Raw genomic sequence first — 25,869 nt, forward strand, 5'->3', positions numbered from 1 at the left:
TATTTTGGTACATTTTATGTGAACGGGGTGTGATTTATGAAAAAATTGGTAATTGGTTTAGCTTGTTCTGTCCTGATTTCTACTGGGTGTTCTAACAGTCTCTCTAATAACAATCATGCAAATCACACAGAGAAAGAAACGCCTAAACATGAAAAACCTGCATTTTTTCAAGGAGATATTAGAGAAGAAACATCCTCTATAGAGCACTTACCTGATTTTTTACAGGACAAGCCCGAAGAAATACAAGTAATATACATTTCAGCAGCTAAACACGAAGAACTCCTCTCTCATATACCTTGCTATTGTGGGTGCGGAACCTCGGCTGGGCATAGAAGCAGCTATGATTGTTTTGTACATGAAAAAAAAGATAATGGATCAATAGTTTGGGATGATCATGGAACTAAATGTGGAGTATGTTTGGAAATTGCGGCAACTTCAGTATTGGAATACAGTAACGGAACAAGTATAAAAAAAATTAGAGATTTAATAGATGAATCCTATAAGGAAGGCTTTTCTATTCCTACACCTACTCCGGTACCTGAAGAAAGTTAAAATAAAAAAGAGTTCAACAAATTCTATTTGTTGGACTCTTTTTTCGTAATTTAAAACCTTGCCTTATTCAACGTGGTACATTAAAGCAAGTGCGCCTGGACCTGTATGAGTTGATATGACTGGTGTAGTATAAGAAATTTGAATCTCTTCAAATCCACATATCTCAAAAAGTGCATCTTTTAGGCTTTCTGCTTGTTTTATGGATCCAGCATGAGCAATGCCGATACCTTTGACTACTTTTCCTGCGATGTCTACTTTAAATTGCTTTGTCAGGAATTTAATAACCTGAGAATGGCTTCTTGCTTTTGTTACAGGTGTATACACACCGTCTGCCAAGGACGCAATTGGTTTAATGTTAAGTAGTGAGCCAATTAGCGCCTTTCCTCTTCCAATACGTCCACCCTTTACAAGGTTGTCTAAAGTATCTACCATTATAAATAAATCAGTATTTTTTCTAATAATATCTATTTTTGTTAATATCTCTTCCTTTGATTTTCCTTCCTGTGCCATCCTAGCCGCTGTAACTACTTGGAAGGACAATGCAAATGAAATGAATCGTGAATCCACAACTGTAACATCTGCTTCAGATATTCCAGCTGCACTTTCCGCAGAACCTACCGTTCCACTCATTCCGCCAGTCATATGAATAGAAATTATGTGACTACCATCTGCTCCTAATCGGTTATAAGTATCAACAAATGTCCCAACTGCTGGTTGAGAACTTTTTGGAAGCTCTATAGAATCTTTCATTTTTTCCATAAATTCATCAGGTTTAATTCCTAATCTATCAATAAAAGATTCTCCGTCTATTGTTATCGATAACGGAACTATTTCAATATTTAATTCATCTACAATTGACTGATCAATATCGATCGTAGAATCTGTCACAATTTTTACTTTTGTCATCGTTTTCACTTCCCCAATTATATCCTTATATTCTATTATACCTTTCTTTCTATATTGATAAAACTTAACAGAGATATCTAGATAAAGATACCTCATAATATGTCATGAACTTGACACAATTTATCGATGGTGTTTTTACTTTTTCAAGTGAAATGCCAGATTTTTTTGGACTTAAAAGTAACAATCTTTTAGGAAAGAGCCTTCGAAAAGCCAAAAAAAATAACAGGGTGTTTTCCCTGTCTTCATATTCACAGTAGTCAAGCATTATTTTTTAAAATCTCTATCTTCAACACATTGCAATAATCCGTCCATTTCAGTTCTTTTCTTAAATATTCTTTAAAAGAATATATTTGTTTTTGTTCTTTTTCAGATAAAATGGTACGGATATACGATTCAAGTTTGATTCTGATCATAAAATGATAAGTGCTATCGTCCTCCAATACTGGAATTTCAATGACTTTTACCTTCTGTCCCTCATCAATTGTGAACTCTAGGCTTTTCCATAGCAAAATATCAATCCTCTTTTTCACCCGATTATCCTTATTATACCCTAATATTGGATGAAAGTGTAAACATTTAATAGTAAAAATTAAACATTACTTTTTGGTTCCAAACATAATGGATGGTTATTTTTAGGAGAGTTCACTATGTCAGAAACCTCATATGCAATCATTTTACTTGCTTGAAAGGGATATAGCATTTCAGTTAGTTCATTATTATCAATTAACTGTTTAGAAAGCCAACGTTGTTCATGTTGTTGATGTACAATAACTGGCATTCTATTATGCACACCTTCTACAAGTGAATTAGGTGTAGTTGTGATAATAGTACAACTTATTAATTCGTCTTCCCCTGACTGCCATCTATCCCATAATCCTGCAAAAGCAAAAGGTTCCCCATTTGTTAACGTAAAACGAACAGGGATTTTTTCACCATTAATTTTCTTCCATTCATAAAATCCGTCGGCAGGAATCAAACATCGCCTTCGTTCAAGAAGCCTTCTGAAACTTACCTTTTCGTGAAGGGTCTCTGCTCTAGCATTAATCATCTTATAACCAATTTTTTTATCCTTAGCGAAACTGGGAACTAATCCCCATTGTAGATACCCGGCTCTATTTCTTTGATTTCCCTCTACAATACCAAGAACATGCTGACCTGGTGCAACATTAAAGCTTATTTGATAGTCCATGCTATGAGCATTTTCCAAAAAAAAACGCTCCTCTAATTTATGAAGTTCTGTCGTTAAAGAAAACCTTCCGCACATTTTGTTTTTCTCCCTTCATATTAGAGAAAGTCGTTTTTTATCGAAAATGCATTAGAGGAACAATTCGAAAGTACTTATTATAAGCTTCCCCTAATAATTTTTTTAACTTGCATCCCAAGTTCGTTTCCATCTACTTTTTCTTTATCATCTAAGAAAATAGGGTTGTGAATCGTAACTTTAACGTTCGCAGCTTTAAATCCAAACTTGCTTTCTTCCATGATTTTATAAGATCCAGAAATTGAAACCGGAACAATGGGAACCTTGCTTTCCGTTGCAAGACGCAGTCCACCTTTTTTGAATTCACTCATTACGTTTCCTTTACTTCTTGTCCCTTCTGGAAAAATAACTAAGGAATGCCCCTTTTTCAAAGTAGCGACTCCTTCTCTTATTGATTGAACTGCTTTTCTCCTGTCTTTTCTATCAATAAATACGCAATTCATCGCTTCCATCCATTTAGGTATGAAGGGAATTTTCTTCACTTCCACTTTGGATATGAATCCAAATGGTTTGGGAATAAAACCAATCAGGATAGGGACATCAAAGTTACCCTGATGGTTACTGACAAATAGCACAGGACCATCTGGTATATTCTGCTCACCTATTACTTCCACATTAGTCCCAGTAATTCGCACCAGTTCTTTTGCCCAAGTTTTTGGCTTTTCGTGAATAATTCTATCGCTTTCTTCCAAAGACAAAGATTCACTGATTTTTTTCGCCTTATTGATGGATGGCAAATGAATAATCATATATCCGAAAAAAAACAAAAACCACCATAATGTACGTAACATCTTTTATCTCCCTAGACGTGTGCCCATTCTTTCTTTTTATATTTTCTGAAATAGTAATCGTAAGGATTCACATCGTCTTTAATTCCTTTTTCACTTGATACTAATTCCCATTTGCTCTCTTCAACTTCCGGAAAATATGTGTCTCCTTCAAATTCCTCATCTATATAAGTAAGATAAAGGATATCTGTCATTGGTAAGGCATCTTCAAATAGTTTTGCCCCACCGATAATAAATAGTTCGTCCTCTTGTTTAGAAAGGTTGATAACCTCTTCAAGTGAATGAATGGTTTCACACCCAGCAACTTCATAACTATTTCTACTTAAGATAATATTCCTTCGCTTCGGTAGAGGTTTTCCTATAGATTCGAATGTTTTACGCCCCATTACAACCGTGCTACCTAACGTAATTCGTTTAAAATAAGCAAGATCAGCAGGCAATCTCCACGGTAAATCATTGTCTTTCCCAATCAGCCCGTTTTTATCTGTAGCAACAATTATAGAAATCATACACTTACAGTCCCTTTAATGTGAGGATGTGAATCATAGTCAACAAGTGTAAAATCTTCATATTTGAAATCGAAAATTGATGTAATCGTTTTGTTTAGTTCCATTTTGGGCAGCTTTTTAGGATCTCTTTGTAACTGAAGCTTTACTTGATCAATATGATTAGTGTATATGTGGGCATCTCCTAGCGTGTGGATAAACTCTCCAAGTTCCAAATCACATACTTGAGCAACCATCATTGTTAATAAGGCGTAAGAAGCAATATTGAATGGAACACCTAAAAATACATCCCCAGATCTCTGGTAGAGTTGACATGATAGTTTTCCATTTGCCACATAAAATTGAAACATAGTGTGGCATGGGGGAAGTGCCATGGAATCCACATTTGCAACATTCCAAGCAGAGACAATTAATCTTCTGGAATCGGAGTTATGTTTGATTTGATCAATTAATTTGGAAATCTGATCAATCGAACCACCTTGTGGCGTTGGCCAAGATCTCCATTGAAAACCATATACTGGTCCAAGATCACCATTTTCGTCTGCCCACTCATTCCAAATTCGTACTCCGTTATCCTGAAGATACTTTACATTTGTATCACCATTTAAAAACCATAGGAGTTCATGGATTATTGATTTTAAGTGTAGTTTTTTTGTGGTCACTAAAGGAAAACCGTCCTGAAGATCAAATCTCATTTGATAACCAAACGTACTAATCGTTCCTGTACCGGTTCTGTCTTCCTTCTTTGTTCCATTATGTAAAATATGTTCACATAAATCCAAATATTGTTTCATTTTAGGTCACCTCTTAAAACGTCATTTTCCTAATATATTCTAACATAGTTTTACAAAGTTTAGCTTGTGATTTAATATTATCGTTCAATTGGAAATCGTAAAATTAATTTACGGCCAATGTGGGTCTATTTTTTTGAATGAAGCGGATGTGAGGAAATCTCTAGGTTCGGACTGAAAAAAACACACATTGTTTTTCTTGAAAAAATGGATATTATCTAGTAATTTACTTTCGACCTTTTATTAGTATTAAAAAAAGGCTATCCATAAAATTGGACAACCTTATCAATTATTACTTATACGGAATTCTTGCGTTAGGGGAAGTTTTTCCATATTTTCAAAAAATAAATAGGTTTTTGGTGCATGCTTTGCAAGTTCAAACCGTGAGGACTCATTTAAGTAGTACATAGCAAATGCTTCAGCAAAATATTCTTCTGGAAAAGTATTAAAATAGCTTTTATTTGGAAATAGTACCGACACCTCTTCCTTCCAGATTTCCAGAAATACATTATTGTTACGTATATTTCCTAGTACAAATCGATCAATGGAATGTGCGAGTTCATGTAATTCTAAGTTTATGGAACCGTGACCCATCCCTTTGTTACTATGACCTATTTTGGCAAGCACTAATTTTGATCCACCTATCCCTGGAACCTCTTCCCATAATGAACCAGTTTCGCTATAGCCTCTTGGTTTAAGACCATGTAGATGTTCAAATCCTTCAATCTCAGTCAACTTTCCATTAAATAGATATAAATGAACATTTTGCTGAACTAATATATTTAGTATATTGGTAGGAATATTCGAAATGTGTTGAATCATCAAGGCTGCATCTTTTTCCGAAAACTCACTTGGAGGTAAATAAATCAGCTGATTTAGTGTATCCCTGCTAGGTACGTCATGAAGATAATTTTCTAAGTCAGGAGAATAATATACTCCAAGAGGAACAGCATCCAAATTCGCGTATGCTTTCCAATATATCGGAATAATAATGAACAAAATTAAAAAAAGAATAGCAAGAATACGCCGCTTCATAGTTTCTCCCCTTCTCAAGATGCTGATTCCAAGATGCGTAAATTATTTGAAAATTCTAATCTATTATACTGTATTATATCATTAAAAAAAATAATTTGAATGTAGTTTTTGTAATGTTTTATTAATAATTGAGATGTATTTTTTTCCAATATGCCTTTCTATTCTTGGGAAGCAAGAAAAAAAGATCACCCATTAATGGATAATCTCTTCCTATTTGTATGACACTCAGACAATTACTTCTGTTTCGTTTAGATTTGCTTCTTCAATATCTCTTGTGCGGTGAGCAATTCTGCTTGCAGCCGCGGCAGCAAGTGCACAGACAATGTCATCCATAAATGTATGTACCTCATTGCCTTCTGCTTCATCCAGCCTCTTAATAATACCGAACTTTTCCTTGTCCAAGAAGCCGAAATTAGTTAAACCAATAGAACCGTAAACATTGACAATGGAAAGTGGAATTATTTCATCAATTCCATAAAGTGGTTCATCTGTTTCCACTAAATATTGAAGTGGTTCTGGGAGCAGTTCCTTTTCAGCTAGTATATCTAGAGAGATACCTGTCAGTACTGCATGGACAATCTCTCTTTTTTCCAACACTTTTTCTACATTATGAATACAATCTTTAAGTGTTACATCTTTTATATACTTTTGTTGAAGTTGAAAGACTATTTCCGCAATGTCTTCAATGGTAACTCCACGTTCAATTAGCATCTTTTTCGCTATTTCATGCATTTGTTGCAGCGTATATTTTCTCATATGCTTGACTCCATTTCTGTCTCTAACTTAACCATTTGGGTGGTGTGTTCTTTGCCCAATATATAGAACCTAATAAATGATGATTTTGGAAATTATCATGATGGGTATGGTAATGAAAATTAAAATAATATCCATCAAGTGGTGGATGGTCTTTTCTTACATGGAATCGAATCAAGTCATTCCCATCTTCAGCATGGTATATATGAAATATTTTTTCACTATCGCCACCGCCTGGTTTTTCAGAAATGGCGAGGTTACTTAAATCCTCAGTAGGGTGCTCTTCTGCAAACTGCTGGATGACAGTTTCCATTTTGGGGAGAATAATACCAGAAAATTCATCTTGAATTTTAGGACCTATACGATTTCCGAATTTCGTTAAGCTCTGTGTTTTTGCTTGTTCTTTTGCTAACATCATAAACGATTCCTTCGTTATTTCTTCTGAAAAAGGGTCAATTATACTATTGGAGTATGTATCTACTTCCTTGTTAGAAATATCTCCAAATGAAGAGTCATCTTTTTGGTCGTCCACTGTTAAATAGGCTGGTGGAGAAATAGTACCAAATGTAAGGGCAGTAATTAGGGCAACAAGGGATTTTTTTAACCATTTAGGCATGGCAAGTCTTCCTTTCTATTGCTGTTAACTGTATTCTCTTATATTTCTATCTATCTTCTACACAATTAATTTCAAACATTGGGCTATTCTTATAAACTAGTATACCATAAAAGTAAGAATATTTTATTTATTTTCTTCCTCAATTAAAGTTTCAAGTTCTTATTGTATTTCATATATTTTTGTTCATTTATTTATGGTTTTTTGTTAATATTAAGGAAGAGTACATATTGGAGGTAGTTGACATGGCAGATGTTGCAATTATCGTTAGTTGCTTTGTTACTTTGGGTATTTTAGTTTATTTATGCATAGCTGATTAAAATAAAAAACTCGTGTCGTTTACACTACGCGAGTTTTTTATTTTGTTCTTTTTTAAGTCAATATAAAACCAAAATGAAATTTCGCTGTTTTTCTTTTTTGAACTTGGAAGCCAAATTTTTCAAAACGATCACTTTGCCAATGGTCTTTCAACACTACTCTGTTTTTTGCAACTCTTTTTGCATGCTCGATCGTTTCAATCGTTAAATCATCATAAACAGCAACATCTCTCAAAGCCGCTATCCCATTAGATTCTACTATTCTTGACTCAAACATTGGATCAAAATATATTACATCAAAAGAGTTTTCAGGTAATAAGGGAAGAATAAAGTGATAATTCCCCTTTGTCACTTTTATTCGGTTCATAGCCTCTGTAAGATAATGATTATCGGTACTCCAATTTTTTAGACCTTTTTCGACTATGTATGCAAAAATTCGGTTTCCTTCTATTCCAACCACATTCCCATATTCCCCCACTACAAGACTAGCCATGATACTGTCTGAGGCAAGTCCGAGTGTGCAGTCCAGAAGACTCATTCCGCTTTTTAGATTGGTTACTGTAATAAATGGATCGTGCTCGCCATTTAACCACCTCTTCACACGAAAGCTAGCTGTATTTGGATGAAAAAATAATGGTTCCTGAGAATTTCGCTTGTGCCATTCGTATCGATTTTTTCCGATGACAAGTACATCAGATTCATACTCTTCCCACAAATGCTGAATAGATTTTTTCTCTCTTTTTATGTATGGACACCCAAGTTCTAACGCAATTAATTCGGCAGTTTTAAACATCCTATTTTCTGTCCTGCCAGCTGTTGTCACAATCATTTTTTCTCCTTTTTTCAAAAACAACTTAGGGTAATGCTAGAATCTTGTCCAGCCCTAACAGGACTTAGATCTCAAAAAAATACTGTAAAAAAAGTTGTCCGATGTGTAGTTAATACTAGATATTTTATGTCCTATCGTTTTCAATTTCTCTTTGATACATAAGACCATCTTCGCTTAATACTGTTCTAGCAGTTTATCTGAGAAAAAGACGAAAACTCTGGCGGAATAGTAACTGTAGACTTTAGATCCACAACGAAGGGACTGGGCTCAAGACCGTCCCTTGGAATGGGAAGTCTTTTTGTGAAGATAAAAAGCGTCGTGTTATAGAGCATTTCTAATTAATAGGGACTGCCAAACGAAAGTACTCACTTTCTGGACAGCCCCTTCTCACTTTAATTTAACAATGCTGTTGGAAAGCATTTTGTAAGTTAGTCATTATATTTTCCATTGAATTCGCTTCAATATCATGTCGGTGGATAAAATGAACGACTTCCTTGCCTTTCATTAATGCCATGGAAGGGGAAGATGGTGGGATTTCACCGAAAATCTCACGCATTTTTGAAGTAGCTTCTTTATCCTGTCCTGCAAAAACAGTAACAAGATGCTCTGGTGTTTTTTCCGCTTGTAAAATGGATTGTGTTGCAGCAGGTCGAGCAAGTCCAGCTGCACATCCGCATACAGAATTCACCACTACTAATGTTGATCCATCTACTTTGTTAAAAAAGTCATCAACCTCATTATCTGTAGTTAGTTCCTGAAAACCTGCTCTTGTCAGTTCATCTCTCATTGGTTTAACAAGTTGTCTCATATATTCTTCGTAAGCCATGGACATATTAATATTCCTCCTTAATTGTTACGTTCTGTCATTTGCTTCCACACAGAACCTTTTGCTTCCTCTCCGCCTTCAATACGCTGGATAGCCATTTTCACTTGCATACTTACTTCAAATTCCGGATCATCTTCTGCTACATGTAATGCTGGTAATGCTGTATCATTACCCACTTCATATAAAAACATGGCAGCTCTCCAACGAACAAGCTTATTTTTATCTTGTAATGCTTCTATCATATCCGGCATTGCAGCAATATCACCCAGGTCTGACATACAATCTCCTGCTGTTCTTCTTACAGTCACGGATTTATCTTTTAGTGCCTTTGAAAGATATGGAAGTATGTCAGAATCCTCCAACATTCCGAAATATACTGTAGCAAGTCTGCGTATGGATGCTTTTTCATCTTCAAGTGCTTTTGCCAGTACTGGAATGTCTTCATCCTTAGGATCCATTTGATCAAGTGCGGCGAATCGTTTTGCCCAATCAGATTGATCTAGCATTTCTAAAGTAACTTTAAATCGTTGCTTTTGTTTTATTGTATTCGCCTTTTCATTTTTATTCTCTTGATTGATCATTTTTTGTAGTCGTTCTTTGGTGAAGGTAGCGGAAAGTTCCTCGACAATTTCATTTCCTACTGCTTCCAAATCTCCGTATCTGATACCATGCTCTTTCCATTCCCGTTCAAGTACTACGTTATCCTGATTTTGCTGAGCTTTTAATACCGTGTCCATAAAGAGTTGCGGAAGACCAACACGTTTTTCTTGCTCGCCATCTGATAATTTCACTTGCATAGGTATACCCTGAAACATCTGTACATATACTTTTACTTCCCCAAAGCTGTCAGATACTGCTTTGGAATGTTTTTCTTGCTCCTCTTCCGATTCTCCGAAAGCAGTTCTAACCTCTGATAGAATTCCCTTCCAATTGTATCGTGCATTCCTTTCTACTGCTAGGAAATCAGCTACATGGTATACTCCTTTTACCCCTTCAATCTCGAGGATATCCTGAATAACCTTTGGTGCTTGGCTACTATTTTCTTGCGAGTAATTATTTCTAGCTCCTGCACGAAGTTCTTCACTTAGGATTACTTTCATTGTATTTGGACTGGGAGTTGGCTCAATTGATAGTATTTTCAACTTAAATCACTCCTTTATATTTACTGCCATAATTCTATAGATTTTATGATTTTGAGGCAGCATTGATTTGTTCTACTTTTTCAGAAAGCTCTTCCCACCGCTCCATTAATTGTTCAAGTTTATCTGACGTGGCTTTTTGTTTTTCGAGCCATTTACTTACCTTCTCGTAATCGCTCCCTGATTTGGAGATTTCCTCATCTATTTTTGACAATTCATCTTCAACAGACATGATTTGTTCTTCTATCGATTCCCAATCTTTTTGTTCCTGATAGGATAGCTTAAATGGTTTGCTTTTTTGCGGACGGAACTGATTTGTTTGTATACTTTGTTCAGCTATTTTTTCTTCTTTTCTTTTTTGTAGTTGCATCTCCACATAATCATTATATTCGCCAGATATCCTCTGCAATTGACCAGATCCATCTAGTATTAAAAGCTCATCTACTACTTTATCCAAAAAGTATCGATCATGGGATACTGTGATGACAACCCCTGGGAATTCTTCCAAATAATCTTCCAGTATCGTTAGAGTTTCTGTGTCTAAATCATTGGTAGGCTCATCGAGTAATAAAACATTTGGTTGAGACATTAAAATTCTCAAAAGATATAGCCTCTTTTTTTCTCCACCAGATAATTTTCCTATCAAAGAACCGTGGGAATGTGGTGGAAACAAAAAACGTTCAAGAAGTTGGGAGGCACTGATAAAGCTACCGTCTTCCCCTTTTATTACTTCAGCTTCTTCTTTAATGTATTCTATTAACCTTTGATTCGGGTTCATTTCCTGCTGTTCTTGGGTGTAATAACCTGTTTTAACTGTAATTCCCGTATCTACTTCCCCAGAATCAGGAACAACTTTTCCTGTTAGAAGATTAAGAAGTGTCGTTTTACCTACACCATTTGGTCCAACAATTCCTATTCTATCTTTTTGCTTTAATAACAAATTAATATCTTTAAATATTGCTTTTTCTCCAAACCCAATGCTTACTTGTATTAACTCCATTACTTTCTTTCCAAGTCTTGTTGAACCCGTTATAAGCTCAAGATCATTAGCTGAACTCGCATTTGCCACTTTCTTCTCTAAATCTTCAAAACGTTTGATTCTAGCCTTCTGTTTAGTTGTTCTTGCTTTTGCCCCTTTTCGCATCCATTCCAATTCCTGCCGAAAAAGCCCTTTTTGTTTGGCTTCTGACTTTTGCAGTTCTTCTTCTCTTATAGCTTTTGCTTCTAAATAATCCCCGTAATTCCCTTGGTAAGAATGGATTTTCCCTTGATATAACTCAAAAATACGGTTTGTAACTTTATCCAAAAAATATCTGTCATGTGTAACAAGTAAAACGGCACCATTATATTTACTTAAGTAATCCTCTAACCATTCGATCGCTTCAAAGTCAAGGTGGTTAGTTGGCTCATCCAAGATTAATAAATCTGATGCTTCTACTAAAGTTTGAGCGAGTGCTACTCTTTTTTTCTGGCCACCTGAAAGATGTTTAACTTTTTGATTAACATCAAAAACACCTAGTTTATTTAAGATTGCTTTTGCATGCGCACTAGCATCCCAGGCTTGAAGTCTGTCCATTTGCTCTTGGTATTCTGCAAATCTAACTTGTATTATTTCGTCTATAGGATTCTTCTCTATGTTTTGTAGGCATGCTTCATATCCCTTAATTGCCCTGTTGACCTCAGATTCTTTACTGAAAATCTGCTCTAAAATATTTGATTCTTCTGCTAATAAGGGCTGTTGTGATAAGTATCCAATTGTATAGTCATTTGACGATGTAATTGTTCCTGTATCAGAAACTTCTATGCCTGCAATAATCTTCAGCAAAGTAGATTTTCCTGTGCCATTAACACCAATTAATCCAACTCTTTCTTTTTCTTGAATACTAAAAGAAGTATGATCCAGAAGGACTTTTTCCACATATGTTTTTGAAAGATTTTCCCCGATTAACATTTTCATTTTACTAAATCTCATTCCATTCTTTCATAAATTGATGAACAAACTGTTCCATAAAAGCATGTCTTTGGGCTGCAATCTTCTTAGCCGTTTCCGTTTGAAGCGCGTTTTTCAAAAGAAAAAGCTTTTCATGGAAATGATTAATCGCTGTCGACTTTTGTTCACGGTACTGTTTAAAACTCATGGAAGTCCTCACTTCTATTTCAGGATCATACATTGACTGACCTTTAGCTCCCGAGTACATAAAAGTACGTGCAGTCCCAATGGCACCAATGGCATCTAAACGATCTGCATCCTGAACAATTTTTCCTTCCAAGGAGTCCAACACTATTCCATTTCCGCCTTTATATCCGATATTCTCAATGCTGAACAATATTTCATCTATGTGCAACTTTGTAAGAGGGAGCTCAGATAGTAACGACTTAATCTCTTCTTTTGCATTCGGGAGATTATCTATTAATTTATCGTCCAACACTTCATGCAATAATGCAATGATCTCAACCATTAATAAATTTGCTCCTTCTTTTTTTCCTATATATAATGCAAGCCGCTTTACCCGTTCAATATGGAATAAATCATGACCTGTAGTGTCATTCTCGAAAATAGCTTCTATGTAATTTTCTAATTTTTGTATCATCCTTGCATAATCCCCTTTACAAAACTCTTCAAATGCTATCAAATCCTGTTATAAATATAGTAACATGTGCTGCCAAATAACTATAACATTATGCAATAGCTATCGCCAGTTGTGAACCCACTTACCCAATTTACATAAAATAAAGAAATAGTTAAAGGCCGATGCCAAACGGATATGTTCCGTCAACAACAGCCTATCAAAGGAGGTAAACACATGTATCTTCCACGTCCATTCAACAGACCTCAAATTGGAACTGCATGGCACGGAACACATATTATTATTATTCGATGCAATTTTCAGGATAATTCCGTCATTTCGATATTTAAGAGTCCGCATGCACCGCTAGAACCAATTTCTACGGAATGTACAGAGACTTTATCTAGATTCTTAAGCATTGGTTACACACTAATTGGAGCAATTCCTTTAAATGCAAAAGAAATTCAATACGTACTGCAATATCGATAATAGTTATTCATTATACCACGCAATCCCGATTGTATTTACACCTGCATGCACCGCTATTGCAGTCGATAACGGATATGGATTTATAGGTATATTCGAATATATTCCCTTAAGGGTTTCTACTAGTGCTTTTGCTTCATCATGATTGGTGCCATGGAGTACAAATAGCTCTTTGAGCGGAGATTTTGAGTTAGATACTTCTACAAAGTCTAAAATTTTTGACAGCGCTTTCTTTTGTGTGCGCACTTTCTCCACTACCTCGAGTTTCCCATCTTCTATTTTAATAATTGGCTTAATCTGCAATAAACTGCCAAGTAATTTTTGTACACCAGACATACGTCCACTTCGATGCAGCTGTTCAAGACTACCAATTAAAACATATAGTTCGCAATTGTTAGAGAGGTTTTCCAGATATTCGATAATTTCAGCAGAATGTTTCCCCTCTTCCTGTGACCGGATCCCCTTTTTCACCATTGCAGATAATGGAAAAGATATAACTTTTGAATCAATCGTATGTACTGGGATATCTACTAATTCACTTGCTTGTTTACTTGATGAAACCGTGCCACTTAAATGGCTAGATAAATGTACTGATATAATACGGTCATACTTTTCTGCTAATTGATTATACAATTCTACAAAGGCTCCAACAGAAGGTTGACTAGTTTTGGGAGGCGTCGAACTATTTTCCATTTTGGTATAAAAATCTTCAAGAGATAATGTTACTCCATCTAGGAATTCTTCCCCTTCAAAGTAAACTACCATTGGAATGCTGTATACATCCTGATGTTCTTTTAACATATCATCCAAATAAGCGGTACTGTCAGTTACCCATGCAATTCTTTCCATAAAAATCCCCCGTTTCTTTCTATTTCTAGTTTGAATCCAATAATCCTCGCACTTTTGGAAAAACATTTAATGCTGTGTCATGGAAAACAGCTTGATGAAACTCTATCGGAATAATGCCTTTTATAAAATTGATGTATGTTCCAGTGGTAACAAGTGGCCAATCGGTACCAAACATTAATTTTTCATAGTGGTCACAGTAATCTAATGCATGTAGAAGATGATTAAGAAATCTTGTTTTACGGTGCCTATCAAACTCTGCTTCTGTACCAACTATTAACCCTGAAAGATCTGCATACATGTTTTTGTTTTTGTAAACCACTTCTGCACCATCCAACACCCATGGATCACCAAAATGAGCCATCACAAATGTGACATCACGATTTTTCACTGCCACTTCATCTAATGTAAGTGGATGCGAATATTTTAATAGCCCATTATCAGAATATGTATCACCGGAATGGAAAACAACCGGAATTTGATACTTAGCTGCTAGTTTGTATACTGAATCATAAATTTCATCGTACGCATAAAATGGATAGTAACCTAGATATATTTTGATTCCTACTGCCCTTCTTTTCTGTATTTCTTGCTCAAGCTCGATAAGATGTCTATTATCCATTTTATACGGGTTAATACCAGGACAATAACCCATGTTTGGAGGGGTTTTTTTTGATAGGTCCAGCATCATCGGTGTCTCGCTTTTAGCGTCAGGGAAGGCTTTTGAGGTTGTTTCTGTTACCCCCATTGCCACTGCACCAATTACACTATTCTCCTCCCACTCTTTTAAAAGACCTTCATATGTATAGGAAACCATTGAAAGCTTATCAGCTGTATCCTGAAAGCTTTTTATTTTCGAAAAATGCACATGTGCATCAATAACTTTCAACTACGTTACTCCTTTCTTCCAATAGTGATAATACTATTTATTCGATAATAATTTCAAAAACCCTTCTCGTAAATGAAAGAAAAGGGTTTTCTTTTATATTAGTATTTGCAATAGATTATCATCCAATATTTACCTGTTTTTCTTTTGATAATTATTATAGTAATTTTTCAATATCATTTTTGATATTAGCAGGTGTTGTCGCAGATGCAAATCTTTCGACGACTTCACCATTTCTGTCCACTAAAAACTTTGTAAAATTCCACTTTACCGCTTTTGACCCTAAAAGGCCGGTTGCATTTTCCTTTAAATATGCAAATAGTGGGTGTGTTTCGTCACCATTAACGTCTATCTTCGAAAACATAGGGAAAGAAACGCCATAATTTAATTGGCAAAAATCATTAATATCATTCTCATCACCAGGTTCCTGGCTTCCAAATTGATTACAAGGGAAACCAAGCACAACAAATTTCCTATCTTCATACTCTTTATACAATTCTTCTAATCCTTCAAATTGGGGGGTAAATCCACATTTGCTTGCAGTATTTACAATAAGCATTACATATCCCCTATAGTCTGAAAGGGAAACTTCTTTTCCTCTTATATTTGTAGCTTTATAGTCATAAACGGACATTACTATACACCTCTTTCTATTTTCAAAAAGTTTTGCTATTTGCACGTAACATGTTGTTTTAACATTCACCATTCACTTTAACTAATTGTAGGAAAAAGGCAAAAAGTTAATGAAAACAGCTTTTACAAGCAAGTAACCAGTACATTTACCATCTCTCGTAAGTCGTCGATGTTCTCTTCATAAATTAGGCGATCAAAGACAATCTCTGCTGTTACAAAGTCCTGGTCATCACCACTAAAAGTATTTACTACCTTCATTATGATTTGCCTGTGAGGCCAAACATGTTGTAACTTACTTTGCCATTGCTCGACTTCCACTATCAAAGTAGTATGATTTTGGAGAGGCTTTGTAAATTTTATTTGTGCGATACATCCCGGAGAATTAATTTTGTGTAGAAGTTCTCCAGAAATGTTTTCAATATCTGAGCTTAATTGAATATGTCCAAAGATATTTTTATCCTTTGTAAGTTCCATCTTGAAGGACCTAGACATATTTGCGAGATCAACAATGTCGCTTCGACCCACTACTTTGATCATACCTAGAAGATCTAGTTCATAAATGTCACCTTCCATTACCACTTTCAGGTTATCAAAAACAGATGGATCAAACATTAAAATAACCCAGTAGCTTTCCCTTGTTCATCTACATCCATCTTTAGTGCAGCAGGCTCTTTCGGTAGGCCTGGCATAGTCATGATGTTCCCTGTCAAGGCAACAATGAAACCTGCCCCAACTGAAGGCTTTAACTCTCTTATAGTAATCGTGAAATTCTGAGGTCTTCCTAATTTTTTAGCATCATCACTTAAAGAGTACTGCGTTTTTGCCATACATATAGGTAAATGCCCCCAACCTTCTCCAACAATTAGTTGCAATTGTTTTTGGGCAGTAGGAAGAATATCGACTCCTTCTGCTCCATACACCGTCTTAGCTATAATCTCCAATTTTTGTTCAACTGTGTTTTCCGGTAGGTAAAGAGGGGTAAATTCATCGTTACTTTTTTCGATTTCTGATAGAACTGCCTCTGCAAGTTTTAATCCACCCTCTCCTCCCTTTTCCCAAACTTGAGTTAAAGCCATTGGTATTTCATGAGCTTTACACCATTCTTGAACGTAGCTAATCTCTGCTTCTGTATCTGTTACAAACTCATTTAATGCAATAACATATGGCAGTCCGAAACTTTGAATGGTTTCGACGTGTTTTTTTACATTTTCAATCCCAAGTTTCAATGCTTCAAGGTTTTCCATTTTTAACTGGTCCTTAGAAAGGCCTCCATGCATTTTTATCGCGCGGACTGTTGCTACAATAACAACTGCTTGTGGATGATAACCAAGGGAAGGTGTTTTTATATGTAGAAATTTCTCGGCACCTAAGTCCGCTCCAAAACCAGCTTCTGTTACAACATAATCACCTAGCTTTGCAGCCATCTGTGTTCCAAGTACACTATTACAGCCGTGGGCGATATTAGCAAAAGGTCCTCCGTGAATTATAGCGGGAGAATGCTCCATTGTTTGGACAAGATTTGGCATACTAGCATCTTTTAATAACAAGGTCAATGCACCTTCGACGTTCAAGTCCTTTACCGTAACAGGTTTTTGGTTTACATCATAACCAATGACAATTCTAGCTAATCGGGCTTTTAAGTCCTTTAAATCTTTAGCGAGACAAAATACAGCCATAATTTCAGATGCAACCGTAATATCAAAACCATCTTCTCTTGGCACTCCTTGGGTGGCACCACCTAGACCAATTACAACTTTTCGAAGAGCTCGATCATTCAGATCGACAACTCGCTTCCAAGTAATTCTTCTTGTATCTATTTGCAACTCATTACCTTGATGAATGTGATTATCAATCATGGCTGCCAATGCATTATTTGCAGTAGTGATTGCATGAATGTCCCCTGTGAAATGAAGATTGATATCTTCCATTGGGAGAACCTGTGAGTAACCTCCCCCAGCAGCTCCTCCCTTTAGTCCCATAGTTGGACCAAGAGACGGTTCCCTCATCGCAATAACTGTTTTCTTTCCAAGTTTATTTAGTGCTTGTCCAAGACCTACTGTTACAGTAGATTTTCCTTCACCCGCAGGGGTAGGATTAATTGCAGTTACAAGTATTACTTTGCCATTTTCCTTTTGTGCTAGGCGATTTAAGATATTATGGGAGAGTTTCGCTTTATATTTTCCATATAACTCTATTTCCTCTTCTTCAATATCAAGCTGTTCCACAATTTCTGTAATCTTTTTCATCGATGCTTGTTGAGCAATTTCAATATCGCTTGGCACAGCTGTCTTTGTACGTTTCATATTCTTTCCCCCACCAAATTATGTCGTTTCATTTTCTTATGTCACGTTTATTGTACCACTATAGAATAGAAATATAGGTGATAATGTCTTACTGTTTATTCGCCACTATAGTACACCTCTTCAAAAGGCTGAACCACGACAAAACCATTTCCAGAAAACTTCATTTGAATGGACTCTCCACTTCCTCTTCCAAAAAAAGTCTTTAGTTGTATATCTGTTACAAATTCTGGTTGAAGATTTCCAGACCAAGCAACAGTAGCATTAGGATCCGTGTATATAGGTTGGCCAGGATATACCATAAGTGTTAAAGGCTCGTAATGGGAAGTGAAGGCTACCATCCCTTGACCTTCAAGCCTGACATTAAACAAACCACCAGCCATCATACCGGCAATTCTTCTCATCAATTTAATATCCCAATCTAGTCCCTTTTCAAAGGCTAGAAGGTCATTCCCGTTTATGTAGATACTTTCCCCATCCAAATCAATGATGGTTATCTTTTTTCCTTGATCAGCTACGTACAGCTTCCCTTTGCCTGAAGCTTTCATAAGCTGGGAGCCTTCTCCTGTAAATGCCTTTTTCATCAACCTACCTAACCCATGTTCTAAGATTCCTTCCCTTTCGAATTTAATGGTACCTTCATAGGAAATCATGGAACCCATTTTTGTCCAAACATCACCATTTAAGTTCACTTCCAGAATTCTTTCTGTTTCCAGTTCAAACATTCCTTGCCCTTTATCTACCTGTTTACTTTTACTGACAAATTGCTGAATGGAGTATTTAGACATTTGACTATCCCCTTTTATATTTTTTTTAGCATAAAAACCCACATAAAGGTTAATGCCTGTTTTAAATACCGTGGAATCCCAGTGGTGTCTATCTTCTTGGCTTCTTCTTTATATACGGGCATTCCATCCAAAAGTTCCCATCCGTTTTCTAAAGCTAATCGCTCAAATTCCCATGGCATCATAGTATTACAACTAGCACCTTGCTGATATAAACGTGAAAAACTATGACTTCTCGGACCTGCAGTAGGACCAAGTAAACCGAGAAACAATTTGCCATCAGCTTTTAAAACACGATGAAATTCTACAAGTGCCTTTAAAGGGTTCTCCACCCATTCAATCGAGTTTATCGCCATAATAGCATCCAATGATTCTGCTTTAAGAGGTAAACAAGTTATACTCCCTTGTTTAAAATATATATTTTCATGTTCTCTTTTCTCTTTTGCTGTAATAATCATATTTTCGGCAATGTCAACTCCAGTAACCCTATAGCCTTTCTCAGCCAATAGCCATGATCCATATCCATCTCCACAACCAGCATCTAATACTGTAGAACCGGGTGATAGACTTTTTTCGATGAAAGGTATGATAGTTTTTCTACTTCCATTATTCCACATGTTTTCGCTGTTCTCATGCCAGAAATCTGCACGTTCATTCCAAAGTTTTGTCGTTTCCTCATTCCAATTAAATAAACTCATGTAAAAGCACCACCTTTATTTAATTTAATATCAGAACAATCAATCTACCAAAGTATAATTTTATCTTACAGGGAAACGCTACAATCGTATAGCAAAATAAGGAGGTGTCATCCATTGAAGGAAACATTTGTAGCAGTACAAAAGAATGGGGACGGAGACATAACTTCATTTAAAACTTCGTCAGGCAGGGTCCTCTCCTATCAAGAAGCAATAAACGATGTTAACGACGGAAATGTACTCGGAGCCAACGTATTTAAAGGAAAAGACGGAGAGAATTACATCAGAGGAAATGCAGATGGCGATCCCAGTAATAACTTAGATAATTTACCTACATTCTAAATTTTAAGGAGCTTTTAGCATGACAAAAAAGGTCAATAAGGGTAGCAAAAACCAAAACAGTCCAACAAGTAGTTGGATAGATCAGAATGTAAAAGTATCAGGGGATAATAGTAAAGGAAATAAACGTAACAAGGATCAAAGGGACAAAACGGAGTTATAATATGTTTCTTTAAATGATTGTTGCTATAAACTTTAAAAAGTTTACGAAAGCAGCTTATTATTATGCTGGGGTTGGTCTTCATGTGGCATATGCTATGAAGACCTTTTTTATGTTTTTCCAGGTGATTTTGGTCATCCTACTGATTACGATGACATTTTTATTTGTGATTACCAGACAGTTTGGTTTTAGTGATGCTTATGAAGACATTTCTATCACACTTCCCATGTGCTTTTTGTCTTCATACTGCATAAAAATTTTTTAACTAGCCAAAACCATTATCTTATCTTAAGCAATTGCATTTTTTGAGTGAACAACGTTTTGTAGGATAAGAGACCAAGCATAATGCTTGTAACGGATGCTGTCGTTAATAATAAAAAAAGGATCAATAGTTGGAACTGCACTGCTTGAATTGGACTTGCCCCAGCAATAATTTGACCACTCATCATACCAGGTAGTTGGACTAACCCCATGGTTTTCTGGCTTTCAATTGTTGGAATCATGCTTGCTTTTACTGACTGAATTAGTTGGTTATGAATTGCTTGTTTTGGCGTACCCCCGAGTGATAGTACAAGTTCAATTTCATCTTCCCCTGATTCTACTTCAGAGATGAATCTGTTCAGAAAAAGGATACCAAGCACCATCGAGTTCCCAATAATCATGCCACTGATTGGAATAATGTATTGCGCTGTTGGTGGCGTAATTTGTAAGCCTAAAAGTATACCTTGAGTTAATATTTCGATAAAAGTTAATGTTAGTGCTATTTTCCAAGTAATTCCCTTTATCGCTGTCTTTTCTCTTGCCACATTTTGTGTAGCAGCAACAATCATAATAACGATCATCATTATGATGAATGTGTATCCTTCTGATTCGAATACAAACGATAGTAAATAACCGACAATAAATAACTGGATTACAGAGCGAATAACAGCAATAGTAGTGTCTTTTTCTAAACCAAGACGAAACTGCTTAGAGAGCAAAATTGGAATAAGGACAAATATTAATGCGATTCCTAAATTTAATAGATTCATTCCAGTTCCCCTTTTAAGAATGCTTGTACCATTTTGTTTGAAGAGTTTGTTATTTCCTTACTTTTACATGCCTCCACCAGTTCTCCTTTTATCATAACCCAGGTATATGTTCCAACACTTAACGCTTGTTCAAGATTATGTGTAATCCAGACAATTGTTGTCCCATAGGTCTCATTTACTTTTTTAATTAAATTATTTATTTCATTTTGAGATACTTGGTCTAAGGACGAAGTTATTTCATCTAGTAGTAATATTCCGGGACGGTTAATGAGCGTCCTTGCTATAGATACTTTTTGTTTTTGTCCCCCTGATAAGTCTTTAATATTTCGAAATAAATATGATGGATCAAGACCTACAACATTCAGTATCTCTTTTGCATGTCTTTCTTCCAATTCTTTTGCCTGTAGTCTTAAGGGAAGTGAAAGATTGTCATAGACATCTCCCTTAATCATTGGAGCACTTTGTAGGGCAATTCCAACCAGTTTTCGTAATTCAGTTGGCTCATATTGCTCAATGTGTTTGCCATTTATTATTATTTCTCCAGAATTAAGTGGCACCAATCCATTTATTAGCTTCAGAAGTGTTGTCTTCCCTGCGCCGGAAGGACCAACTAAAGTAATAATTTCACCACCTATGATCGTACATGATATATCTTTTAGTATATGTGAGTTCTCATTGGTGTAATAATGGATGTTCTTTAGTATTATTGCTTCACCCAAATTTCTCTCTCCTTTCTACCCTTAACATTCATATTATTCCCTACTTCAGAAACAAAAACAAAAAAACCAGGCTTACACCCAGTTTAATTAGAACAAAAATTGAATATGGTTGTCTTTCCAATGTAGTGCTGCATTAAACACTTTTTCACCTTTTTTAAATCCTTTTATTTCGTCCGTTTTTCCGGTAGTTAGTAATTTTTTAGCATTCGTTACAGATATTGATTTTCCGAGGACTTTTTTGGAGATTGTAAAATTACATTTGTTTGCTTGATAATTTGTGCAGCCATAAAATATTCCTTTATCTACAACATCTCCATCACATTTTTTACAAGCTCCAATTTTCGTACCTAATCCATTTGCTCGTCCTTTTCGCTTCCCTTTTGGGACATATTTAAATTCCGTAATATTAATATCGTCAAATGACCAACTCTCACTTTGCGTTTTGGCATCTTCAATTAATTTTATGGATAGTTTTTTTGCTTGTTCCATAAACTCTTGTGGTGAAGCTTTGCCCTCTCCTATTTCATGAAGCCTTTGTTCCCATTTTGCAGTCATTTCAGGGCTTGCGAGAATACTTTCACCTATTGACTTTATTAAAAGCCTCCCCTTAGTCGTTGCATATACTTGGTTTCTTTTAACCTCGATATACTTTCGGTCTTTTAGTACACCAATAATACCTGCACGAGTTGCTTCTGTCCCAAGTCCTTCCGTTTTATTTAATACCTTAGTCATTTCATGATCTTCCAAATGTTTTCCTGCAGTTTTCATTACCGTAATTAACTGTCCTTCTGTGTAGCGTTTTGGGGGTTGAGTTTTCCCTTCTTTCACTTTCACATCATGGACTACTCCGCTTTCACCTTCCTCAAGTGGTGGAAGGTCTTGTTCATCATCATCGCTTTCTTTTTCCTGTTTGTCTCCATAGATTACAGAACGCCATCCTGCTTGTATTTGCTCCTTTCCTTTTGAAATAAATTGAGCCCGTTCGTCAACAAGGGTATGTATGGTCGTGTAATCAAAAATCGCTTTCTCATAGTGAGCAGCAATCAGACGACTTACGATTAATGAGTATATTTTTTCTTCTTCCGCTGAAAGCTTTGAAGGATCTGTAACTTGCTCTGTTGGGATAATTGCATAGTGATCCGTTACTTTCTTTTCATTAACAACCCGCTTGTTATGAAGGATTGATTCATTGGGAAGTGGAAAAAAGGTCTTATACTGTGGGTATGTGCTTAATTTTCTTAATGTGTCTGGAAACATAGCTGCCTCTTCTTTTGTTACAAAACTGGAATCAGAACGAGGATAAGAAATAATTCCTTTTACATACAATTTCTGAGCTATTTCCAACGTCTTTTGTGGTGATAATTTATACAAACTGTTAGCTATAGCTTGTAAAGAAGACAAATTAAAAAGGTATGGGGGATGAAATTCTTTCCTTTCCTTTTCCACTGACTCAATTCGTGCGGCTTTTCCTTTACAAAATTGTTCGATTTTTTCTGCTAACTCTTTCTCATCAATTCTAGGTTGGTCCTCTCTATGCCATTTCCCTTTATATTTTTTTCCATCGAAATTAAAAGTGGCAAGTACCTCCCAAAATGGATCTGATTGGAATTTCTCTATTTCCAATTCTCGTTTTACTATAAGGGCAAGTGTCGGAGTTTGCACCCTACCAGTAGAAAACACATCAGAAATCCCTTTCTGTTGTAATAACAATGTATATGCTCTTGATGCATTCATTCCCACAAGCCAATCTGCACATGATCTACTTAAGGCTTCATAGTAAACATTACGTGTCTCATGCTCTTCTAGCAGATTTTTAAATCCTTTTATTACCGCTTTTGGTGTTAAGGAAGATATCCATAAGCGTTTCAGAGGCCTGTGACAATCGCTAACTAATAGAATAATACGGATGATCGCCTCCCCTTCTCGTTCCGCATCCCCTGCCATTATTACTTCTGTTACTTCAGGGTGATGTATAAGCTTTTTCACTACTTGAAACTGTTTCCATTTAGATTTAGATACTTTATGTTGGAATTTTTCAGGTATGATGGGGAGGGTTTGTAATGTCCAGCGTTTCCATGAAGTGTTATATTCTTCTGGGGATAATAGTTCGCATAAATGTCCAACAGCCCATGTTAACATAGCGCCTTTAGGAAACATTTCTTGTGGGGGTATTTCCACATAACCATCCTTTTTCTTATAAGAAAAAGGCGCAGCCAATTTCAAGCCTTGATCTGGCTTTTCTGCAATAATTAATTTCACTTTGTTATTCACTCCATATTAATAATAATGCAGTACAAGGGGTATCCCCTTTTTTCCTACACTCATTATAAAACCAAAACATGTGTTTGTATAGTTACAATCCGAGGATATTTTTCTTTGGTATGACACTTTGAATGGTAATTAATGCTACTTCCGTACGATCGGTTTTACCTACAACAAGATTTTCTTCTAATACAACCGCAAACACGTTTAAATGATAAATTTTATCCAAATTATGTAGAAGACCGTTATAAATCTCCTCATTACTTACTATTTTTTGGGTTAGATTTTGTTTAATTCGTATAATCAACTCTTTACCTTTATAATGAGTTCGAAACATGCTTATCCCCCTCTTTTACTTTATTTATATGAAAATGATTTGTTTTAAAGACCGCTTCTTGACTCTTACAGACTAAATATTGTATATTGAAAGTGTCATTAAACCGCTTTCTTTTTAGAAGAACAGTTTGTGATAATACACTTTCTTGCACATTAGTGCGCTATATTTAGGAGGAAAAAGAAACATGCAAAATGGTAAAGTAAAATGGTTCAATAACGAAAAAGGGTTTGGATTCATCGAAGTTGAAGGTGGAGAAGATGTATTTGTTCATTTTTCTGCAATCACTGGCGAAGGTTTTAAATCATTAGAAGAAGGTCAAGAAGTTTCTTTCGAAATCGTAGAAGGAAATCGCGGACCTCAAGCTGCAAACGTTGCAAAAATCTAAATCATATTGATGGACCATATATATTGATTGGAAAAGAGTTGCCTTTACTGGTGACTCTTTTTTTGTTTACCTATGATTTTAATGTATATCAAACCACTCAATAACGGATTCTAACAACAGAAGGAGGCTAAAAAATGAACAATCAACATAATGACGGTATCCATACCGGCTATAATGATTTGATGCAGGTTGAGGTATCTATTCAATCTGCAGAAAAAATGGTTGGGTCTGCAACCATGAGCATGGATCCTGAAGCACTTGATCATGCAGAAAGAGCTATAGATAATGCACGGACTATGTTAAGTAACGCAAAGTCTAATGAAACCGGATTGGATACAAATTTTCTCCAAAATTGCGAACTTACCTTATCTCAATGTGAACATCAGCTTTCTGAGGCTAGAAAATAACTGCCTGGCTCGGATACCTATCACAATACGTTAATCTAACTTGTAAAAAGGAAAATGTGTTGCATATAAAAATGTTATTAGTTTTGTGGACCAAATTGCTATCCCGGCGATTTGGTCCTTTTGTTTTCTGAGACATTTATTAACCATTATTATTAAGAAGGATTTACGCTTAGTGAACTAACGATGTAGTTTAGTGGAAGAGAATAGATTGAAGTGCAGGAGTGTTTCTTATGAAATATATATTAGATAGGACATATGCTGGTAAACTTCTCGAATGGGCATACGAGCAAAACCATGGTCCTTGGTACGAGCATTCACTTAATGTTGCCAAGGCTTTAAAAAAAATCGTATTAGAACTGGTGAATAAAGGGTACCAACTGGATATAAACCTCGCATACAATGCTGCTCTGCTACACGACATAGGTAGATACAAGTGTTTTACCAAATCTGTTATCCACCTCATGAACATCAGCTTTCTGAGGCTAGAAAATGGGGCTGGGACAAAAATGTTTTAGCCTAAGACAAAACCGAACTTATTTCAGTGATTGATAAATATGTTCGGTTTTTTAGTATAAAAATATGCTATTATTTTTTAGATTACACTAGCGGTTGATTGGAGGGCAAGACGTAGACTCCTGCGGGAGAAGTGGCCAATGTGAGACCCCGCAGGCGAAGCCGAGGAGGCTCGCGGGTCACCCGCGGAAAGCGAAGTCTT

Annotated in this window: 31 protein-coding genes and 1 pseudogene; 7 read left to right on the top strand and 25 right to left on the bottom strand. The window is 35.9% G+C overall.

Annotation, left to right across the window (positions count from 1 at the left end):
- The first annotated feature begins 36 nt into the window (after positions 1 to 36).
- Positions 37 to 552: a PCYCGC domain-containing protein gene (locus LRP81_RS13900; protein WP_230502076.1), complete on the top strand. Its 516-nt coding sequence runs from the start codon at positions 37 to 39 to the stop codon at positions 550 to 552.
- A 63-nt stretch (positions 553 to 615) separates the two neighbouring features.
- Here LRP81_RS13900 and LRP81_RS13905 read toward each other — a convergent pair whose 3' ends face one another.
- From LRP81_RS13905 to LRP81_RS13970, 14 genes are all read right to left on the bottom strand, one after another.
- Positions 616 to 1,458 carry a DegV family protein gene (locus LRP81_RS13905; protein WP_230502077.1) on the bottom strand — a complete coding sequence of 281 codons (843 nt, stop codon included), beginning with the start codon at positions 1,456 to 1,458 and terminating at the stop codon, positions 616 to 618.
- Positions 1,459 to 1,715: 257 nt separating this feature from the next.
- Positions 1,716 to 1,967 (bottom strand): DUF2535 family protein, encoded by a 252-nt coding sequence (locus tag LRP81_RS13910; protein ID WP_230502079.1) that lies wholly within the window; start codon positions 1,965 to 1,967, stop codon positions 1,716 to 1,718.
- 80 nt (positions 1,968 to 2,047) lie between these two features.
- The gene (locus LRP81_RS13915; RefSeq protein WP_230502081.1) at positions 2,048 to 2,722 is read right to left on the bottom strand and encodes an SOS response-associated peptidase; all 675 of its coding nucleotides are present in this window, start codon (positions 2,720 to 2,722) and stop codon (positions 2,048 to 2,050) included.
- Positions 2,723 to 2,799: 77 nt separating this feature from the next.
- Positions 2,800 to 3,510 (bottom strand): lysophospholipid acyltransferase family protein, encoded by a 711-nt coding sequence (locus tag LRP81_RS13920; RefSeq protein ID WP_230502084.1) that lies wholly within the window; start codon positions 3,508 to 3,510, stop codon positions 2,800 to 2,802.
- An 11-nt stretch (positions 3,511 to 3,521) separates the two neighbouring features.
- Positions 3,522 to 4,016 carry a dihydrofolate reductase gene (locus LRP81_RS13925; RefSeq protein WP_230502086.1) on the bottom strand — a complete coding sequence of 165 codons (495 nt, stop codon included), beginning with the start codon at positions 4,014 to 4,016 and terminating at the stop codon, positions 3,522 to 3,524.
- Positions 4,013 to 4,807, bottom strand: a complete 795-nt coding sequence (locus tag LRP81_RS13930) for a thymidylate synthase (protein WP_230502087.1) — start codon at positions 4,805 to 4,807, stop codon at positions 4,013 to 4,015. Before LRP81_RS13930 ends, LRP81_RS13925 begins: the two co-directional genes overlap by 4 nt.
- Before the next feature lie 282 nt (positions 4,808 to 5,089).
- A complete protein-coding gene (locus tag LRP81_RS13935; RefSeq protein WP_230502089.1) occupies positions 5,090 to 5,839 on the bottom strand; it encodes an anthrax toxin lethal factor-related metalloendopeptidase in 750 nt (249 codons plus the stop codon).
- 225 nt (positions 5,840 to 6,064) lie between these two features.
- Positions 6,065 to 6,595 carry a phosphatidylglycerophosphatase A family protein gene (locus LRP81_RS13940; RefSeq protein ID WP_230502091.1) on the bottom strand — a complete coding sequence of 177 codons (531 nt, stop codon included), beginning with the start codon at positions 6,593 to 6,595 and terminating at the stop codon, positions 6,065 to 6,067.
- Between the two features lie 22 nt (positions 6,596 to 6,617).
- Entirely contained in the window at positions 6,618 to 7,208 is a 591-nt protein-coding gene (locus tag LRP81_RS13945; protein WP_230502093.1) for a YpjP family protein, read from the bottom strand.
- 369 nt (positions 7,209 to 7,577) lie between these two features.
- Positions 7,578 to 8,351, bottom strand: coding sequence for a class I SAM-dependent methyltransferase (locus LRP81_RS13950; protein WP_230502095.1), 774 nt, complete (start codon positions 8,349 to 8,351; stop codon positions 7,578 to 7,580).
- Positions 8,352 to 8,748: 397 nt separating this feature from the next.
- Complete coding sequence (locus LRP81_RS13955; RefSeq protein WP_230502097.1) at positions 8,749 to 9,183, bottom strand: BrxA/BrxB family bacilliredoxin; 435 nt, start codon at positions 9,181 to 9,183, stop codon at positions 8,749 to 8,751.
- A 14-nt stretch (positions 9,184 to 9,197) separates the two neighbouring features.
- Positions 9,198 to 10,319 carry a conserved virulence factor C family protein gene (locus LRP81_RS13960; protein WP_230502099.1) on the bottom strand — a complete coding sequence of 374 codons (1,122 nt, stop codon included), beginning with the start codon at positions 10,317 to 10,319 and terminating at the stop codon, positions 9,198 to 9,200.
- A 43-nt stretch (positions 10,320 to 10,362) separates the two neighbouring features.
- The gene (locus LRP81_RS13965; RefSeq protein WP_230502101.1) at positions 10,363 to 12,273 is read right to left on the bottom strand and encodes an ABC-F family ATP-binding cassette domain-containing protein; all 1,911 of its coding nucleotides are present in this window, start codon (positions 12,271 to 12,273) and stop codon (positions 10,363 to 10,365) included.
- A gap of 4 nt (positions 12,274 to 12,277) precedes the next feature.
- Positions 12,278 to 12,907, bottom strand: coding sequence for an HD domain-containing protein (locus tag LRP81_RS13970; RefSeq protein WP_230502103.1), 630 nt, complete (start codon positions 12,905 to 12,907; stop codon positions 12,278 to 12,280).
- 213 nt (positions 12,908 to 13,120) lie between these two features.
- Between LRP81_RS13970 and LRP81_RS13975 the strand changes: the two genes are divergently transcribed.
- On the top strand, positions 13,121 to 13,372 hold the full coding sequence (locus tag LRP81_RS13975; RefSeq protein ID WP_230502105.1) for a hypothetical protein: 252 nt from the start codon (positions 13,121 to 13,123) through the stop codon (positions 13,370 to 13,372).
- Positions 13,373 to 13,375: 3 nt separating this feature from the next.
- On the opposite strand, the gene LRP81_RS13980 is transcribed toward LRP81_RS13975, so the two are convergent.
- The 7 genes from LRP81_RS13980 to LRP81_RS14010 form a co-directional block, all read right to left on the bottom strand.
- Positions 13,376 to 14,218 (bottom strand): DegV family protein, encoded by an 843-nt coding sequence (locus LRP81_RS13980; RefSeq protein ID WP_230502106.1) that lies wholly within the window; start codon positions 14,216 to 14,218, stop codon positions 13,376 to 13,378.
- Positions 14,219 to 14,243: 25 nt separating this feature from the next.
- Positions 14,244 to 15,104 carry an amidohydrolase family protein gene (locus tag LRP81_RS13985; protein WP_230502109.1) on the bottom strand — a complete coding sequence of 287 codons (861 nt, stop codon included), beginning with the start codon at positions 15,102 to 15,104 and terminating at the stop codon, positions 14,244 to 14,246.
- Between the two features lie 154 nt (positions 15,105 to 15,258).
- The gene (locus LRP81_RS13990) at positions 15,259 to 15,735 is read right to left on the bottom strand and encodes a glutathione peroxidase (RefSeq protein WP_230502135.1); all 477 of its coding nucleotides are present in this window, start codon (positions 15,733 to 15,735) and stop codon (positions 15,259 to 15,261) included.
- Positions 15,736 to 15,857: 122 nt separating this feature from the next.
- Complete coding sequence (locus LRP81_RS13995; protein ID WP_230502110.1) at positions 15,858 to 16,346, bottom strand: hypothetical protein; 489 nt, start codon at positions 16,344 to 16,346, stop codon at positions 15,858 to 15,860.
- The gene (locus tag LRP81_RS14000) at positions 16,346 to 18,037 is read right to left on the bottom strand and encodes a formate--tetrahydrofolate ligase (RefSeq protein ID WP_230502112.1); all 1,692 of its coding nucleotides are present in this window, start codon (positions 18,035 to 18,037) and stop codon (positions 16,346 to 16,348) included. The genes LRP81_RS13995 and LRP81_RS14000 overlap by 1 nt, the downstream gene beginning before the upstream one ends.
- A gap of 95 nt (positions 18,038 to 18,132) precedes the next feature.
- A complete protein-coding gene (locus tag LRP81_RS14005; protein WP_230502114.1) occupies positions 18,133 to 18,822 on the bottom strand; it encodes an AIM24 family protein in 690 nt (229 codons plus the stop codon).
- A 14-nt stretch (positions 18,823 to 18,836) separates the two neighbouring features.
- Positions 18,837 to 19,517: a class I SAM-dependent methyltransferase gene (locus LRP81_RS14010; protein WP_230502116.1), complete on the bottom strand. Its 681-nt coding sequence runs from the start codon at positions 19,515 to 19,517 to the stop codon at positions 18,837 to 18,839.
- Positions 19,518 to 19,631: 114 nt separating this feature from the next.
- Here LRP81_RS14010 and LRP81_RS14015 point away from each other — a divergent pair, with 114 nt between their 5' ends.
- Both LRP81_RS14015 and LRP81_RS14020 read left to right on the top strand, forming a co-directional pair.
- Positions 19,632 to 19,856 (top strand): DUF3892 domain-containing protein, encoded by a 225-nt coding sequence (locus LRP81_RS14015; protein ID WP_230502118.1) that lies wholly within the window; start codon positions 19,632 to 19,634, stop codon positions 19,854 to 19,856.
- 19 nt (positions 19,857 to 19,875) lie between these two features.
- Complete coding sequence (locus LRP81_RS14020) at positions 19,876 to 20,016, top strand: hypothetical protein (RefSeq protein ID WP_230502120.1); 141 nt, start codon at positions 19,876 to 19,878, stop codon at positions 20,014 to 20,016.
- 275 nt (positions 20,017 to 20,291) lie between these two features.
- On the opposite strand, the gene LRP81_RS14025 is transcribed toward LRP81_RS14020, so the two are convergent.
- From LRP81_RS14025 to LRP81_RS14040, 4 genes are all read right to left on the bottom strand, one after another.
- Positions 20,292 to 21,044 carry an ABC transporter permease gene (locus tag LRP81_RS14025; protein WP_230502122.1) on the bottom strand — a complete coding sequence of 251 codons (753 nt, stop codon included), beginning with the start codon at positions 21,042 to 21,044 and terminating at the stop codon, positions 20,292 to 20,294.
- Positions 21,041 to 21,763 carry an ABC transporter ATP-binding protein gene (locus tag LRP81_RS14030; RefSeq protein ID WP_230502124.1) on the bottom strand — a complete coding sequence of 241 codons (723 nt, stop codon included), beginning with the start codon at positions 21,761 to 21,763 and terminating at the stop codon, positions 21,041 to 21,043. Before LRP81_RS14030 ends, LRP81_RS14025 begins: the two co-directional genes overlap by 4 nt.
- 87 nt (positions 21,764 to 21,850) lie before the next feature.
- Positions 21,851 to 24,022, bottom strand: a complete 2,172-nt coding sequence (locus LRP81_RS14035) for a DNA topoisomerase III (RefSeq protein ID WP_230502126.1) — start codon at positions 24,020 to 24,022, stop codon at positions 21,851 to 21,853.
- A 94-nt stretch (positions 24,023 to 24,116) separates the two neighbouring features.
- Positions 24,117 to 24,362 carry a hypothetical protein gene (locus LRP81_RS14040; protein ID WP_230502128.1) on the bottom strand — a complete coding sequence of 82 codons (246 nt, stop codon included), beginning with the start codon at positions 24,360 to 24,362 and terminating at the stop codon, positions 24,117 to 24,119.
- Between the two features lie 184 nt (positions 24,363 to 24,546).
- Between LRP81_RS14040 and cspD the strand changes: the two genes are divergently transcribed.
- The 3 genes and pseudogenes from cspD to LRP81_RS14055 form a co-directional block, all read left to right on the top strand.
- Positions 24,547 to 24,747 (top strand): cold-shock protein CspD, encoded by a 201-nt coding sequence (gene cspD / locus LRP81_RS14045; RefSeq protein ID WP_230502130.1) that lies wholly within the window; start codon positions 24,547 to 24,549, stop codon positions 24,745 to 24,747.
- 134 nt (positions 24,748 to 24,881) lie between these two features.
- A complete protein-coding gene (locus tag LRP81_RS14050) occupies positions 24,882 to 25,154 on the top strand; it encodes a DUF2564 family protein (protein ID WP_399207744.1) in 273 nt (90 codons plus the stop codon).
- A 230-nt stretch (positions 25,155 to 25,384) separates the two neighbouring features.
- Positions 25,385 to 25,612: pseudogene (locus tag LRP81_RS14055) on the top strand (HD domain-containing protein); the annotation flags it as partial.
- Positions 25,613 to 25,869 lie beyond the last annotated feature (257 nt).

The organism is Sutcliffiella rhizosphaerae (genome assembly GCF_917563925.1).
Classification (GTDB): Bacteria; Bacillota; Bacilli; order Bacillales; family Bacillaceae_I; genus Sutcliffiella_A; species Sutcliffiella_A rhizosphaerae.